Annotated in this window: 12 protein-coding genes; 6 read left to right on the top strand and 6 right to left on the bottom strand. The window is 66.8% G+C overall.

From position 1 onward, the window contains the following. Positions 1-35 precede the first annotated feature (35 nt). From L687_RS35150 to L687_RS35140, 3 genes are read right to left on the bottom strand one after another with little or no spacing between them, the layout of a single operon-like run. A complete protein-coding gene (locus tag L687_RS35150; RefSeq protein ID WP_021200524.1) occupies positions 36-1,034 on the bottom strand; it encodes an Fpg/Nei family DNA glycosylase in 999 nt (332 codons plus the stop codon). A gap of 1 nt (position 1,035) precedes the next feature. Then, positions 1,036-1,521, bottom strand: coding sequence for a ribose-5-phosphate isomerase (locus L687_RS35145; RefSeq protein ID WP_021200523.1), 486 nt, complete (start codon positions 1,519-1,521; stop codon positions 1,036-1,038). 38 nt (positions 1,522-1,559) lie between these two features. Continuing rightward, the gene (locus tag L687_RS35140; protein WP_021200522.1) at positions 1,560-2,744 is read right to left on the bottom strand and encodes a ferrochelatase; all 1,185 of its coding nucleotides are present in this window, start codon (positions 2,742-2,744) and stop codon (positions 1,560-1,562) included. A 179-nt stretch (positions 2,745-2,923) separates the two neighbouring features. Here L687_RS35140 and pepN point away from each other — a divergent pair, with 179 nt between their 5' ends. The 5 genes from pepN to L687_RS35115 all read left to right on the top strand — a co-directional run bounded on the left by pepN (position 2,924) and on the right by L687_RS35115 (position 10,414). After that, on the top strand, positions 2,924-5,476 hold the full coding sequence (gene pepN, locus L687_RS35135) for an aminopeptidase N (protein WP_021200521.1): 2,553 nt from the start codon (positions 2,924-2,926) through the stop codon (positions 5,474-5,476). A gap of 169 nt (positions 5,477-5,645) precedes the next feature. Beyond that, the gene (locus L687_RS35130) at positions 5,646-6,716 is read left to right on the top strand and encodes a mechanosensitive ion channel family protein (protein WP_235045244.1); all 1,071 of its coding nucleotides are present in this window, start codon (positions 5,646-5,648) and stop codon (positions 6,714-6,716) included. Beyond that, on the top strand, positions 6,713-7,162 hold the full coding sequence (locus tag L687_RS35125) for a globin (RefSeq protein ID WP_021200519.1): 450 nt from the start codon (positions 6,713-6,715) through the stop codon (positions 7,160-7,162). The genes L687_RS35130 and L687_RS35125 overlap by 4 nt, the downstream gene beginning before the upstream one ends. Next, positions 7,159-8,823, top strand: a complete 1,665-nt coding sequence (locus L687_RS35120) for an FAD-binding dehydrogenase (RefSeq protein WP_021200518.1) — start codon at positions 7,159-7,161, stop codon at positions 8,821-8,823. The genes L687_RS35125 and L687_RS35120 overlap by 4 nt, the downstream gene beginning before the upstream one ends. Before the next feature lie 133 nt (positions 8,824-8,956). Then, positions 8,957-10,414 (top strand): serine hydrolase domain-containing protein, encoded by a 1,458-nt coding sequence (locus tag L687_RS35115; RefSeq protein WP_021200517.1) that lies wholly within the window; start codon positions 8,957-8,959, stop codon positions 10,412-10,414. Here the strand turns inward: L687_RS35115 and L687_RS35110 are convergent. Then, positions 10,393-11,058 (bottom strand): hypothetical protein, encoded by a 666-nt coding sequence (locus L687_RS35110; protein ID WP_021200516.1) that lies wholly within the window; start codon positions 11,056-11,058, stop codon positions 10,393-10,395. The two genes, L687_RS35115 and L687_RS35110, sit on opposite strands and share 22 nt — an antisense overlap. 50 nt (positions 11,059-11,108) lie before the next feature. Here L687_RS35110 and L687_RS35105 point away from each other — a divergent pair, with 50 nt between their 5' ends. Then, positions 11,109-11,999: an acyl-CoA thioesterase gene (locus tag L687_RS35105; protein ID WP_021200515.1), complete on the top strand. Its 891-nt coding sequence runs from the start codon at positions 11,109-11,111 to the stop codon at positions 11,997-11,999. A gap of 80 nt (positions 12,000-12,079) precedes the next feature. Here L687_RS35105 and L687_RS35100 read toward each other — a convergent pair whose 3' ends face one another. Further along, positions 12,080-12,565: an acyl-CoA thioesterase gene (locus L687_RS35100; protein ID WP_021200514.1), complete on the bottom strand. Its 486-nt coding sequence runs from the start codon at positions 12,563-12,565 to the stop codon at positions 12,080-12,082. Between the two features lie 7 nt (positions 12,566-12,572). After that, positions 12,573-14,252 carry an energy-dependent translational throttle protein EttA gene (ettA, locus tag L687_RS35095; RefSeq protein ID WP_017830677.1) on the bottom strand — a complete coding sequence of 560 codons (1,680 nt, stop codon included), beginning with the start codon at positions 14,250-14,252 and terminating at the stop codon, positions 12,573-12,575. Positions 14,253-14,258: the final 6 nt, after the last annotated feature.

Raw genomic sequence — 14,258 nt, 5'->3', positions numbered from 1 at the left:
TCAGCCTAGAACGGATGGCGGTGGCAGGTGCGTGGTCAGGCCTGACAACGGGGGCACCAGTAGAGCTTGCGCGCGCCGATCTCCTCGAGGGCGATCTCCGTCCCGCAGATGCGGCACGGAAGCCCCGCGCGGTGATACACCCAGTGGCGGTCGTCGCGGTTTGCCATCGCCGCTCGATAGTCCGCACCTGTGAGGCCGTCCATCGTCATCATCTGCCCGGTCTCCACACCGACGGCGAGCAGCCGCACCCAATCGTTCCAGAGCGCACGCACGACGTCTTCGGGCACATCCCGACCAGGTGTGTGCGGATTCAGCCGCTGCCGGAACAGCATCTCGGCCCGGTACACGTTCCCGATGCCGCTCACGACCGACTGGTCCATGAGCAGGAGTGCGATGACCGTCGGCTTCTTCCGGACCGCCCGGACGAACCGTTCTTCGTTCTCGACCGGATCGCCGACGAGCGGATCGGGCCCCAGCTTGGCGACGGTGGCGAGCATCTCTTCGGGCGTCTGCAGCACACAGGCGGTCGGTCCTCGGAGGTCGGCTGCGGTGATGTCGGTCATCAGGCGAAGGCGCACCTGCCCGACGACAGGAGGAGGCCACTCCATCCCCTCGTCGGCGAGGCCCTTCGTCTGCTCCGACATGCGCACATGCACCCGGGTGCGTCGAGGGGCTCCGATCGACGCCAGCGAGTTCTCCCCCGCATCATCGAGGATCGGCTCGTCGAGGACGGTACCCCGCTGGTTGGTCTGGCCCATCCGCCCGTTCGCCGAGGCGATGGTCGGGTCGACGAGGATCTCGCCCGCGAAATCCCACGCCCCGTACAGACCGAGGTGCACGCGGAGCCACAGATCGCCTTCCGTCTCGAGGAACATCTGCTTGCCGACGGCCTGCACGCTCACCGCCGCGCGCCCGTCGAGGACAGCGGCACCTTCGGCGAACCGGCCCTGCGGGCTGGAGGCGCTCAGCGTCTTGCCGACGAAGTTGCGGTCGAACTGACGAGCGATCCGGTGGACGGAATGACCCTCGGGCATCTCAGGCCCGCGGGTCCGGGAGCAGGGAGCCGTCGCGTTCGAAGTCCGCGATCTGGCCGATGCGCCGCACGTGGCGCTCGTCTCCGGAGAACGGCGTCTCGATGAAACGGTCGATGAACGAGGTGACCTCGTCGTAGGTGTGCTGTCGTGCGCCGATGGAGATCACGTTGGCGTCGTTGTGCTCGCGGGCCAGTTCTGCTGTCGAGAGGTTCCACACGAGTGCGGCACGGACGCCTTCCACCTTGTTCGCAGCGATCTGCTCGCCGTTTCCGGAACCTCCGAAGACCACACCCAGAGCTTCGACGCCCGCCCGCTGATCGGCGATGACCGCCTGAGCCGCGCGGATGCAGAACGCGGGGTAGTCGTCGACCGCGTCGTACTCGATCGGACCGTGATCGACGACCTCGTGTCCGGCTGCGCGCAGATGTCCCTGCAGCTGGGTGGAGAAGTCGAGGCCCGCGTGGTCGGTGGCGATGTGGATGCGCATGACTCCCATCCTAGAAGTGCGCGTGCATCACCGAGAGGTCACGGGGCGACACCAGCCGCGGCCGGCTTGAAGCCCGCGCGGATGTTCTCGCAGCACCCGGGACGGCACACGTCGAAACCGCCAGGAAGAGAGGTGACATGCGCGCGCTCCTCGTTGGGACGGCCCTGGAGACGTTCCTCGATCAGGTCGACGATGCCCGTCACGAACGCGGGCGACACGCCCGGGGTGGGAGTGCGCGTGAAGGAGAGACCTGCTTCCTCCGCCGCCTCCGCCGCCTCGGTGTCGAGATCCCACAGGACCTCCATGTGATCGCTCATGAAGCCCACTGGTACGACGGCGACGGCCTTGCGACCGCGCTCGGGCAGCTCGCCGATCACGTCGCACACATCGGGCTCGAGCCACGGCTGCGAGGCGGGGCCGGAACGGGACTGGTAGACGAGTTCCCAGGACACATCGGCGGATGCCGGAACGGTCTGCCGCACGCGGTCCATCACCCAGGCGGCGACGGCGAGATGCTGTGCGGCGTACGCACCGCCTTCGCCCCAGTCGATGTCCCGTGCACCGGAGCGCTCGGCATCGGCCGTCGGGATGCTGTGCGTCGAGAAGAGGATCTGGATGTCGGCTGCGGCGACACCCTCGGCGAGGAAGCCTTCGACAGCCTCCCGCACGCCGGTCTCGAACGCTTCGACGAACCCCGGGTGATCGTAGAAGGGACGGATCTTGTCGATCGTCACGGTCTCGCCCAGGCCCGTCTCCTCGAGGATGCGGGCGAAGTCCTCGCGATACTGACGGCAACTGGAGAACGAGCTGTATGCACTGGTGGCGAAAGCCAGGAGGGTGTTGTGACCGTTGCCCGACGCCTCGGTGACGACCTCTTCCAGGTACGGGGCCCAGTTGCGGTTCCCCCAGTAGACAGGGAGCGTGATGCCTCGCTCGACCAGGGCGTTCTCGAGCGCCTGCTTGAGCACACGGTTCTGCCCGTTGATCGGGCTCACTCCGCCGAAGTGACGATAGTGGTGTGCAACCTCTTCGAGTCGTTCGTCGGGGATGCCGCGCCCGCGCGTCACATTCCGGAGGAACGGGATCACGTCTTCCTGACCCTCCGGCCCGCCGAATCCGGCGAGAAGGATCGCGTCGTAGGCGACCGGCGTGGTCACGAAGGGCGCACCGCCGGAGGCAGCAGGCGAAGCAAAGGGAACGACATTCGGCTCGATCGCAGTCACCCCTCCATCCTCCCACCTCGGCGGAGTGCGGGAGTGCGCGCATTCACCGTTTCTATCCGTTTCCGTTCCTGCGCCGCTGCGAGAGGGCATCCGTCGCACTGGCGTAGGCTGTCAGGGTTGCCGTCGGCGCCAACTGCGCCCAGCCCCGGTGACATCCCCTCACCCCTGGGAGTACAGCTGTGCCTGGAGAGAACCTCACCCGCATCGAAGCGCAGGAGCGCCGCGACGTCGTCGACACTCAGTCCTATGAAGTCGCCCTCGATCTGACCAAGGGCGCCGAAGTGTTCGGCTCCCGCAGCGTGGTGCGCTTCACCGCGACACCGGAGGGCTTCACCTTCATCGACCTCATCGCCCGCGAGGTGCGCGAGATCTCGCTCAACGGCGAGCAGTTGGACCCGAACGAGGTCTTCGCCGACTCGCGCATCGCGCTCACCGGGCTGCAGGCCGAGAACGTCCTCGTCGTGGACGCCGACTGCGAATACACCAACACGGGAGAAGGACTGCACCGCTTCGTCGACCCCGTCGACGGGGAGGTCTACCTCTACTCCCAGTTCGAGGTGCCCGACTCGCGCCGCGTGTTCGCGGTCTTCGAGCAGCCCGACCTCAAGGCGACGTTCCAGTTCACCGTGACGGCACCGGCAGCGTGGAAGGTCGTCTCCAACTCCCCCACGCCCGAGCCCATCGTGCACGACGACGACGTCACCGCCACCTGGGGCTTCGAGCCGACCCCGCGCATCTCGTCGTACATCACCGCACTCGTCGCCGGACCGTATGAATCGACCTTCTCGGAGCTGACGAGCGCCTCCGGCCGTGTCATCCCGCTGGGCGTGTACGGCCGCAAGAGCCTGTGGCAGCACCTCGACGCCGACTACATCTTCGACAAGACGCGCGAGGGCTTCGCCTACTTCGAGTCGAAGTTCGGCGTGCCGTACCCGTTCGCCAAGTACGACCAGCTCTTCGTGCCGGAGTTCAACGCCGGCGCCATGGAGAACGCGGGAGCGGTCACCTTCACCGAGACCTACGTCTTCCGCAGCAAGGTGACGGATGCTGTCAAGGAGCGCCGCGTCGTCACGATCCTGCACGAGCTCGCCCACATGTGGTTCGGTGACCTCGTCACCATGAAGTGGTGGAACGACCTCTGGCTGAACGAGTCGTTCGCTGAGTGGGCGTCGACCATCGCCACCGCCGAGGCCACCGAGTGGACCGAGGCGTGGACCACGTTCAATGCCATGGAGAAGACCTGGGCCTACCGCCAGGACCAGCTCCCATCCACTCACCCGATCGTCGCCGAGATCAACGACCTCGAAGACGTGCAGGTGAACTTCGACGGCATCACATACGCCAAGGGCGGTTCCGTCCTGAAGCAGCTCGCCGCCTGGGTCGGCATCGAGGCGTTCTTCGCGGGCGTGTCGCAGTACTTCCAGAAGCACTCCTGGGGCAACACCGAGCTGAGCGACCTGCTCTCCGAGCTGGAAGCCACCAGCGGCCGTGACCTCGGTTCCTGGTCGAAGAAGTGGCTGGAGACCGCCGGCGTGAACACGCTCGAGCCGGTCATCGCAGAGGACCACGATGGAAAGATCTCGCGCTTCGCGATCACGCAGACCGCGCCGGCGGACTACCCGACGATTCGTCCGCACCGGCTCGGAATCGGCTTCTACACGCTGACCGACGGTTCGCTCACGCGCACGCACTACCTCGAGGTCGACGTCGACGGCGACCGCACCGAGGTGCCCGAGCTGCAGGGTCTCGCCCGGCCCGACCTCGTGCTGCTCAACGACAACGATCTCGCCTACGCGAAGATCCGCCTCGACGAGAAGTCGCTCGCCACCGCGATCGCGCACCTCGCCGACATCCACGACCCGCTCGCCCGCTCGCTCGTCTGGGGTGCCGCGTGGGATCAGACCCGCGACGCCGAGACCGGGGCCTCGGAGTACCTCGACCTCGTGCTGGGGAACATCGGTCGCGAGACCGAGTCGACGACGGTGCGCACCACGCTCGCCCAGCTGCGCACTGCGGCGACGCTGTACGTCACGCCGGCCGACCGCGAGGCGGCGCGGCTGAAGATCGCCGACGGCCTGTGGAGTCTCGCGGAGTCCGCCGAGCCGGGCAGCGACAGCCAGCTGCAGTTCGTCACCGCCTTCGCCAACGCGCTGGTCACCCCGGAGCATGCCGGCATCATCGGGCGTCTGCGCTCCGGCGAGGACACCCTGCCCGGGCTCGAGATCGATGCCGACCTGAACTGGCAGCTCCTCGTGGGCCTCGCCACGATCGGCGCGACGGATGCCGCGACCATCGATGCCGCTCTCGCCGCGGACAACACCGCCAAGGGCGGGGAGTTCGCGGCACAGGCCCGCGCCTCTCTCCCGGACTCGGCGTCGAAGAAGGCCGCATGGGCGTCGCTCATCGAGCGCGATGACGCCCCGAACACGATCGTCCGCTCGGCGGCACTCGGCTTCACGCACCCGTCCGGAGCAGCGGCGCTGAGCGAGTTCGTCCCCGCGTACTTCGACATGCTGCTCCCCGTCTGGGAGTCGCGCACCTATCAGATCGCGCAGTACCTGATCGTCGGGCTCTTCCCGACGGCCCTGGCCGACATCGCCCTCCGCGACGCGACCCGCGGCTGGCTGGCCGCCCACCAGGACGCTGCACCGGCACTGCGCCGACTCGTGCTCGAGAATCTGGCCGATGTCGAACGGGCGCTCGCTGCGCAGGCGCGCGACGCCGAGGACTGATACCGGCGTAGTTGATCCCGGAGTAGCAACCGAATCGGAGGCCATCTGCCCCGCGAACGGCGCGTCCGACGAGGACGCACCGTCCCCGGGGCAGGTGGTCTCCGTTTTCGCGTGCGGCATCCACCACCCAGCCAGTGCAGAGGCCCGATCGCTAGGATCGGTGGTGATGATGATCCCCTCCACGACAGACACTCCTCCCGACCCCGTGCCGCTTCCCGACTGGGTGATGGCGCTGCTCGGCTGGCTCGGAGCTGCCGGCATGAAGGTGCTCGCCGTCGCGATCATCATCGTGTCGTGCGTGGTGATCGGCCTCGTGCTTCGCGTCGTCATCCGGCGCGTGGTGCACCGCATCGTCGACAGCGCCAAGAACAAGGCGTCCGTCGACGACACACAGGCGCTCGAGCGCTCGCCACTTGCCGACATGCGACTGGTGCAGCGCACCCGCACCCTCGGTACGATCCTGCAGAACATCGTCAATGTGATGCTGGTCGTGATCGCGATCGTGCTCATCGTGAACGCCATCGACAACAGCCTGCTCGGTTCGCTCACCCTCCTCACCGCCGCCGTCGGTGCCGGCCTCGGTTTCGGCGCCCAGAACATCGTCAAGGATGTGCTCAACGGGATCTTCATCGTCGCGGAGGACCAGATCGGTATCGGCGATGTGGTCGACCTCGGTCTCGCGAGCGGTGTGGTCGAGTACGTCAGCGTGCGCATCACGCAGGTGCGCGACGTCAACGGAACCCTCTGGTACGTGCGCAACGGCGAGGTCACCCGCATCGGCAACATGTCACAGGGATGGGCACGCTCCATCATCGACATCGGGGTGCCGGCGGACTCGGACCTCGAACAGGTCGAGCACATCATGCTCGAGACCGCGCAGGGCTTGTCGAAGGACCCGAAGTGGCGCACCCGCATCATCGAGAAGCCGGAGCTGTGGGGGCTCGAATCCATCGACGGCGATGCGCTCGTCGTCCGCATCGTTATCAAGGCCCGTGCGAACGCGAAGGACGACGTGGCCCAGGAGCTGCGTCGTCGCTTGCGTGCCGCGCTCCTCGAGAAGGAGATCGGCGTGCCCCGGATGGTCGATGTGGTGCCGACGGGGCTCGACGGCGCCCGTCGGGTACGAGGAGCGAACCCACCCAGGACCCGTCCGAACGCGGTCACGGGCGTGCCGATCATCCCCGATCGTGGGATCTGGCGCCGCAAGAAGCCGAATGATGACGGGAGCCCTCAGAAGTGACGTTCTACGACGAGATCGGCGGGCATGAGACCTTTCGGAAGATCGTCTCGGTGTTCTACCGCGAGGTCGCGCTCGACCCCGTGATGAAGCCGATGTACCCCGAGGAGGATCTCGGACCGGCGGAGGATCGGCTCCGGATGTTCCTCGAGCAGTACTGGGGAGGGCCGACGACCTATGGCGAGACGCGAGGGCACCCCCGGCTGCGCATGCGACACATGCCCTTCCACATCGATGCCGATGCCCGCGATCGTTGGCTTCGTCATATGAGAACGGCCGTCGACGAAGCGCAGTTGTCTCCTCTGCACGAAACGACGCTGTGGGACTACCTGGAGCGCGCCGCCTATGCCATGGTGAACACACTCGAGCCTTCCGGCATCGGCGCCGGTCCCGGCGGCCGTCCCACGCTCGAGACCCGCTCACGTCAGGAATCAACGGAGAACTCATGACGACAACGCCCCTGTCCACAGACGTCCTGGTGATCGGATGGGGGTTGGCCGGTCTGGTGGCCGCCGCAGAGGCGCTCGACGCCGGTCGGCGCGTCATCCTGGTCGACCAGGAGCCGCGCACCAATCTCGGCGGTCAGGCCTGGTGGTCGTTCGGCGGGCTGTTCTTCATCGACTCCCCCGAGCAGCGGCGTCTCGGCATCAAGGATTCTCTCGAGCTGGCGACTCAGGACTGGTTCGGCAGCGCCGGCTTCGACCGGCCGGAGGACGAGTGGCCTCGCCGTTGGGCCGAGGCCTACCTGCAGTTCGCTGCCGGCGAGAAGCGCGCCTGGTTGCGAGAGCGCGGCGTCGGTTTCTTCCCGGTGGTGGGCTGGGCTGAGCGAGGAGGCTACGGCGCCATCGGTCCCGGCAACTCCGTCCCGCGGTTCCACATCACCTGGGGTACCGGTCCGGGGATCGTGGCCCCTTTCGCGGCGGCTGTCGAACAGGGCGAGCGGGAGGGACGGCTCACGGTCCTCCCCCGACACCGCGTGACGGAACTGCTCGCCGCAGACGGGACCGTCACCGGAGCGCGAGGAGACGTCCTCGCGACGAGCGGATCCAGCCGCGGTGTGCCGTCCTCCCGCGACGTCATCGGCGAGTTCGAGATCACTGCGACGGCGACCATCGTCTCGTCGGGTGGCATCGGAGGCAACCACGACCTCGTCCGCGCAGCCTGGCCGGCGCGCCTCGGTACCGCGCCGGAGCACATGCTCACCGGGGTACCGGCATACGTCGACGGATCGATGCACGGTGTGAGCGAAGCTGCGGGCGCCCGGCTGATCAATGGCGACCGGATGTGGCACTACGTCGAGGGCATCACGAACTGGGACCCGGTATGGCCGTCACACGGTATCCGCATCCTCCCCGGCCCCTCCTCGCTCTGGCTTGACGCGACCGGTAAACGACTCCCCGTCCCCCTGTTTCCCGGATTCGACACCCTCGGAACGCTGGAGCACCTGCGCACCACCGGTCACGATCATTCCTGGTTCGTCACGTCGCGCCAGATCGTCGAGAAGGAATTCGCGCTTTCCGGTAGCGAGCAGAATCCTGATCTCACCGGCAAGGACGTCGGTCTCCTGGTGAGATCCCGCCTGGCCAAAGGGCCGACCGGGCCTGTGCAGTCGTTTCTCGACGAGGGCGAGGACTTCATCGTGGAGAACGACCTCGAATCGCTCCTCGAGCAGATGCAGCGTCATGCCGGAGGAGAGCTCCTCGACATCGACAACGTCCGGCGCGAGGTGATCGCCCGTGATCGTGGGATGGAGAACGACTTCACGAAGGACGCGCAGATCGGGATGCTCCGATCGATGCGCAGCTACCGGGGCGACAAGCTGATCCGTACCGCTGCACCGCATCGTCTCCAGGATCCTGCGGCCGGACCGCTCGTCGCCGTGAAGCTTCACGTGCTCACGCGGAAGTCTCTGGGCGGAATCAACACCGACCTCGAGGGCCGCGCTCTGAACGCAGCCGGAGAGCCGATCCCGGGGCTCTATGCGGCAGGCGAGGCGAGCGGCTTCGGTGGCGGGGGCGTGCACGGCTACCGGGCCCTCGAAGGCACGTTCCTCGGCGGTTGCCTGTTCTCGGGACGGACGGCGGGGCGGGCAGCGGCACTCGCGGGCTGAGGCACGTTCCGAGAGCGCCGGTTCCAGCTTTCCGGATGATGCCGTTCCGGGGATCCCTCCTGCCTGTTCGGGCTATCCCGAAGAAGTGTGTTCGTCACTCGAATCGCTCGGCGTTCGTTCCTACTGTGGCCTCGTGCGCCTCCTCCCCGTTCTCGGTCTCCTGTCCGTTCTGATCCCGGGCACCGCGGTTCCCGCCGCCGCGACTTCCGCCCCACTCTCCTCCGACGCCACCGTGCAGGCCTACGTGGATGCGTTCGCCACACCGGGCATAGCTGCGGCGGTGGTCTCCGACGGAGGCGTCGAGCTGATCGTGCGCGGTCGGGATGGGGACGGACGCACGATCACCCCGCACACGCTGTTTCGGATCGCTTCGATGAGCAAGTCGATGACGGCCACGGCGGTCATGCTGCTCGTTCAGGACAGGAAGATCGCGCTCGACGACCGGGTGATCGACACACTTCCGGAGTTCACCATGGCCGACGAGCGCTATGAGGAGGTCACGATACGGCAGCTGCTGTCGCACACCTCCGGACTCTCGCTGCGAACCAACCCCGAGTTCGCGCTCCCCGCACCACGGACGACCGAGGCGGTCGTGGCCGAGCTCCGCGATCGGCGGCTGGTGGCCGAGCCCGGCGCCCGATTCGAGTATCACAACACCAATTACTCGATCGCGGCGCGCGTCGTCGAAGTCGTCTCCGGCGAGTCGCTGGACGACTTCCTCCGGCAGCGCCTCTTCGTCCCGCTCGGCATGCTCGACACACAGAGCGTCGATGCCTGCGATCAGGCGGTCGAACGACTTGCCCCCGGCTTCTCCGTCGTGCTCGGACTCGCCTACGTCATGCCGGAGATGCCCGGACGCTGCGGGGGGAACGGAGGTGTGGTGTCGACGCTCGCCGACATGGTGCGGTGGCTTCGGTTCCAGCAGGGCGAGGTCGGAGCGGGCGTCCTGGATCGCATACTGCTCGAAGAGCTCCATGTCTCTCAGCCGGGCGCGGAGTCCTACGCCCTCGGCTGGCAACGCGCCGCTCCGGGCGGAGGCGACGCCCCCGGCTTCGTCTCCCACGGCGGCACATTGGCCACGTTCACCGGTTCGATGGCATTCGTTCCCGAGACGGGCCGAGCGGCAGTGGTGCTGACGAACGGCGTCGGCTCTCCCGGCGAGCTGGTGCAGAACCTGATCGTCGGTGCCGACGGGGTGGCGGCGAAGCCGTATGAGAATCCGCTGAACATCGTCAACGGGATCCTGTCGGCTCTCGCCGTGCTCGCTCTGATCCTTCTCCTGGTGACCGCACTTCGTGCTCCGCGGTGGGCAGCGCGAAGACCACGCAGCTGGCTTCGTCTGATCTCGCTGACGCTCGTCATCGTGGCGGGCCTGTTCGTCCCGCTCGCACCGGCATTGCTCGGAGGATCGGTCGAATGGCAGTACTGGGTATTCGACCTCTGGCTGTTCCCGCTCCTCGACGTTCTCGGGATCGTGCTCGTGCTGGGGGGAATCAGTGCTCTGGTGAGCAGGATCGTCGCACTCCGCGTCGTGCCGGTCGCGTTACGGGGGCGCCTGCGCGCTTCGCGTCAGTCGAGCACGCCGGTCTGACGCACGCTCGTGAGGCCAGAGGCGACCGGTCCCCGAGAGAGCACATGCCCGCGCCGGAAGGCGAGTCGCGTCCATCGCCCGGATCGAGTCACCGATACCTGCTCCTCGCCGGAGATGAAACCCATCGCGTCCGCGGCGAAGGCGACCCCTCTCGGCAGACCCTCGAGCTCCTCGTCCGGCTCACCCCAGATCGCGGCACGCAGCGCCCGCACGGCTTCTTCTCCGGCGCCCGGCGTCGCGCCTCGGGCGACGGCGGAAATGCCCCACTGTGCTCGTCGGGCCAGCGTCGAGGCGTCGAGGACGGCTGACCGTTCCCATGCACCGCGAGGCGGAGCGATGCCGGCCCAGGCCGGAGAGAGGCCCGTATCCGGGAGGGTCAGGCGATCGAGTCCGTCGGTCTGCGTGAGTTGATCGACGACGACATCGCACTCGAGTTCGGGGTCGGCATGGACGATGCGCATCGCGAGGATCGTCGGCGTCTGATCGAACAGACCGTGTGGTGCCAGGGCCGCCGTCGTGAGCGCGAGGACTCCCCCCGTCGCCTGCAGTCGTACGCCCTCGTCGCTGATTCTGGCGGCTCGCCCCACGAATGTCAGAACGTCTTTCGCCGTGTCGGCGTCGGCGAGGAGAAGGTGATGCGGCACGCGTTCTAAACTACCAACGGAGCGGCGTCCCGGGGCGCGGAGAGGAATCCATGAGCGCGGAAGAACACGCCATCCAGACCGTCGAGCGACTGCTCGAGGTCCTCGATCTCGATTCGACCCAGGCACGGACCACCGAGGACATCTTTACCGGTTCGTCGCACCCGATGCCCAGCGGGCGGATCTACGGTGGACAGGTTCTCGCCCAGGCGCTCCTCGCTGCGGAACGCACTCTTCCCGAAGATCGGGCGGTGCACTCGATGCATGGATACTTCCTGCGCCCCGGCGATGCGAGTCAGGGCATCACGATCTCGGTCGACCGTATTCATGACGGGCGCTCATTCTCGACACGCCGTGCCCAGGCATACCAGAACGGCGTACCCATCTTCTCGATGATCGCCTCGTTCCAGGATGCGGATCCCGGCGTCGAGCATGCGTCGTCGATGCCCGAGGGCATCCCCGAGCCTGAGGCCCTCCAGCCGGACGAGGACCGTGTACAGGGACTCCCCGGCGGCACGGCGCGGATGCTGAGCGACCGAGCGGCTGATGTCCGCCATGTCGACTCGCCGATGTATCTGCCGAGCGACGATGCCCGCACACCGCAGCAGGCCGTGTGGATGCGCCTTCGCGCGCCGCTTCCGGACGACCAGCGTCTGCACCGCGCAGCGCTCGCCTACCTCAGCGACATGACGATCCAGGAGTCGATTCTTCGCGCCCACGGGGTCTATTGGGCGCTCCCCGGCCTCAAGGTCGCGAGTCTCGATCACGCGATGTGGTGGCACCGCCCTGCTCGCGTGGATGAGTGGCTGCTCTACGTACAGGAGTCCCCCAACGCCCGCGGAGGCCGCGGACTCGCCACCGGACGGATCTTCACACGCGACGGCACCCTGGTGGCGAGTGTCGCCCAGGAGATCATGATCAGGGTTCCCGACGGCCAGGACTGATTTATCCGCTCAGACGCTCGTCGTGCTGCGGGTCTGCCCGGGGGCCGTGCTCTGGTGCACGCCGGCGGTACGTGTGGCGGTCAGCGGTGGCTGTACTCGATCGATTCGCCGACGTACGGATCCCACGCGTCGCGCATCTCCTGGGTGAGACGGGTGGGGCGTCCGGTCTTCGCATCGACGAGCACGATGATCGCCGTGGAGCGGGCGTAGATCTGACGCGGCGCCGCCGTGGGATCGTTGTGCACCTCGTAGCAGACCTCGACGCTGGATCCGCCGAGCTTGCCGAACCACATCTGCACTTCGAGCGGTCGCCGCTGGTAGGGCACCGGCGCGAGGTACTCGATCTCCTGTCGCGCGATGAGGGTGAGGATCCCCTCATCGATACCCGAGTCGAGCACCGCGGTGGATGGTGCCTCTTCGCCGGGGCCTGCACGCCAGAATGCTCGCACACGAGCTTCCTCGAGCAGCTTCAGCATCGAGGTGTTGTTGACGTGGTTGAACGCATCCAGATCGCCCCAGCGGAGCTGGATCGGGATGTGCAGGCGGGGCCCCGGCGTCGCAGTCACGAGGTGCTCAGTCGCGCGTCAGCTTGCGGTGCGTCGAACGGTGCGGCTTGGCCGCATCGGCTCCGAGGCGTTCGATCTTGTTCTCCTCATACGCCTCGAAGTTGCCCTCGAACCAGTACCACTGGTCCGGCTTCTCGTCGGTGCCCTCGTAGGCGAGGATGTGCGTGGCGATGCGGTCGAGGAACCACCGGTCGTGGGTGATGACCACGGCGCATCCGGGGAATTCGAGCAGAGCGTTCTCGAGCGAGCTGAGGGTTTCGACATCCAGGTCGTTCGTCGGCTCGTCGAGGAGCAGCAGGTTACCGCCCTCCTTGAGCGTCAGTGCGAGGTTCAGGCGGTTGCGTTCTCCACCGGAGAGCACCCCGGCCTTCTTCTGCTGGTCCGGCCCCTTGAAGCCGAACTTCGAGACGTACGCCCTGGACGGGATCTCGGTCTTGCCGACGGTGATGTAGTCGAGGCCGTCGGAGACGACTTCCCACAGCGTCTTGTTCGGGTCGATGTTGGAGCGCGATTGGTCGACGTAGCTGATCTTGACCGTCTCACCGATCTTCAGATCTCCGCCGTCCAGCGGCTCGAGGCCCACGATGGTCTTGAACAACGTCGTCTTTCCCACGCCGTTCGGACCGATGACGCCGACGATGCCGTTCGGCGGCAGGCTGAAGCTCAGGCCGTCGATGAGCGAGCGCCCGTCGAAGCCCTTCTTCAGGTTCTTGGCCTCGATGACGACGCTTCCGAGTCGAGGACCGGCGGGAATCTGGATCTCCTCGAAATCCAGCTTCCTGGTGCGCTCGGCCTCGGATGCCATCTCCTCGTAGCGGGCGAGACGTGCCTTCGACTTCGTCTGGCGACCCTTCGCGCTGGAGCGCACCCACTCCAGCTCCTCCTTGAGGCGCTTGGCGAGTTTGGCGTCCTTCTTGCCCTGGATCTCGAGGCGCTCGCCCTTCTTCTCCAGGTACGTCGAGTAGTTGCCCTCGTAGCCGATCAGGCGACCGCGATCGACCTCGGCGATCCACTCGGCCACGTGGTCGAGGAAGTACCGGTCGTGGGTGATCGCGATGACGGCACCCTTGTACGCCTGCAGGTGCTGCTCGAGCCACAGCACGCTCTCGGCGTCGAGGTGGTTGGTCGGCTCGTCGAGAAGCAGGAGATCGGGCTTCTGCAGGAGCAGCTTCGCCAGCGCCACTCGACGCTTCTCGCCACCGGAGAGAGGCGCGATCGCGGCGTCTCCCGGCGGTGTGCGGAGCGCATCCATGGCCTGGTCGAGCTGCGAGTCGAGGTCCCAGCCGTCGGCCGCGTCGATCTCTTCCTGGAGCGAACCCATCTCGGCGAGGAGCGCGTCGAAGTCGGCATCGGGATCGGCCATCAGCGCCGAGATCTCGTTGAAGCGGTCGAGCTTCGCCTTGATCGCGATGCCGTCCTGGATGTTCTCGAGCACGGTCTTCGTCTCGTCGAGTTCCGGCTCCTGCATCAGGATGCCGACAGTGAACCCCGGGGAGAGCTTCGCCTCACCGTTCGACGGAGTGTCGAGACCTGCCATGATCTTGAGGATCGTCGACTTGCCCGCGCCGTTGGGACCGACCATGCCGATCTTGGCCCCGGGGAGGAACGCCATGGTCACGTCGTCGAGGATGAGCTTCTCGCCCACTGCCTTGCGCGCACGAACCATCGAGTAGATGTACTCAGCCACCGAAAA

This window comes from Microbacterium maritypicum MF109 (assembly GCF_000455825.1).
In the GTDB taxonomy this organism is placed as follows: domain Bacteria; phylum Actinomycetota; class Actinomycetes; order Actinomycetales; family Microbacteriaceae; genus Microbacterium; species Microbacterium maritypicum_A.
Note: the sequence above shows the minus strand (reverse complement) of the source record. Positions and strands in the feature narration are given on the sequence as shown.

What these genes read in the sequence shown, in the direction of transcription:
- L687_RS35150 (WP_021200524.1), bottom strand. Translation starts at nt 1,034, where the DNA reads ATGCCCGAGGGTCATTCCGTCCACCGGATCGCTCGTCAGTTCGACCGC.
- L687_RS35145 (WP_021200523.1), bottom strand. Translation starts at nt 1,521, where the DNA reads ATGCGCATCCACATCGCCACCGACCACGCGGGCCTCGACTTCTCCACC.
- L687_RS35130 (WP_235045244.1), top strand. Translation starts at nt 5,646, where the DNA reads ATGATCCCCTCCACGACAGACACTCCTCCCGACCCCGTGCCGCTTCCC.
- L687_RS35120 (WP_021200518.1), top strand. Translation starts at nt 7,159, where the DNA reads ATGACGACAACGCCCCTGTCCACAGACGTCCTGGTGATCGGATGGGGG.
- L687_RS35105 (WP_021200515.1), top strand. Translation starts at nt 11,109, where the DNA reads ATGAGCGCGGAAGAACACGCCATCCAGACCGTCGAGCGACTGCTCGAG.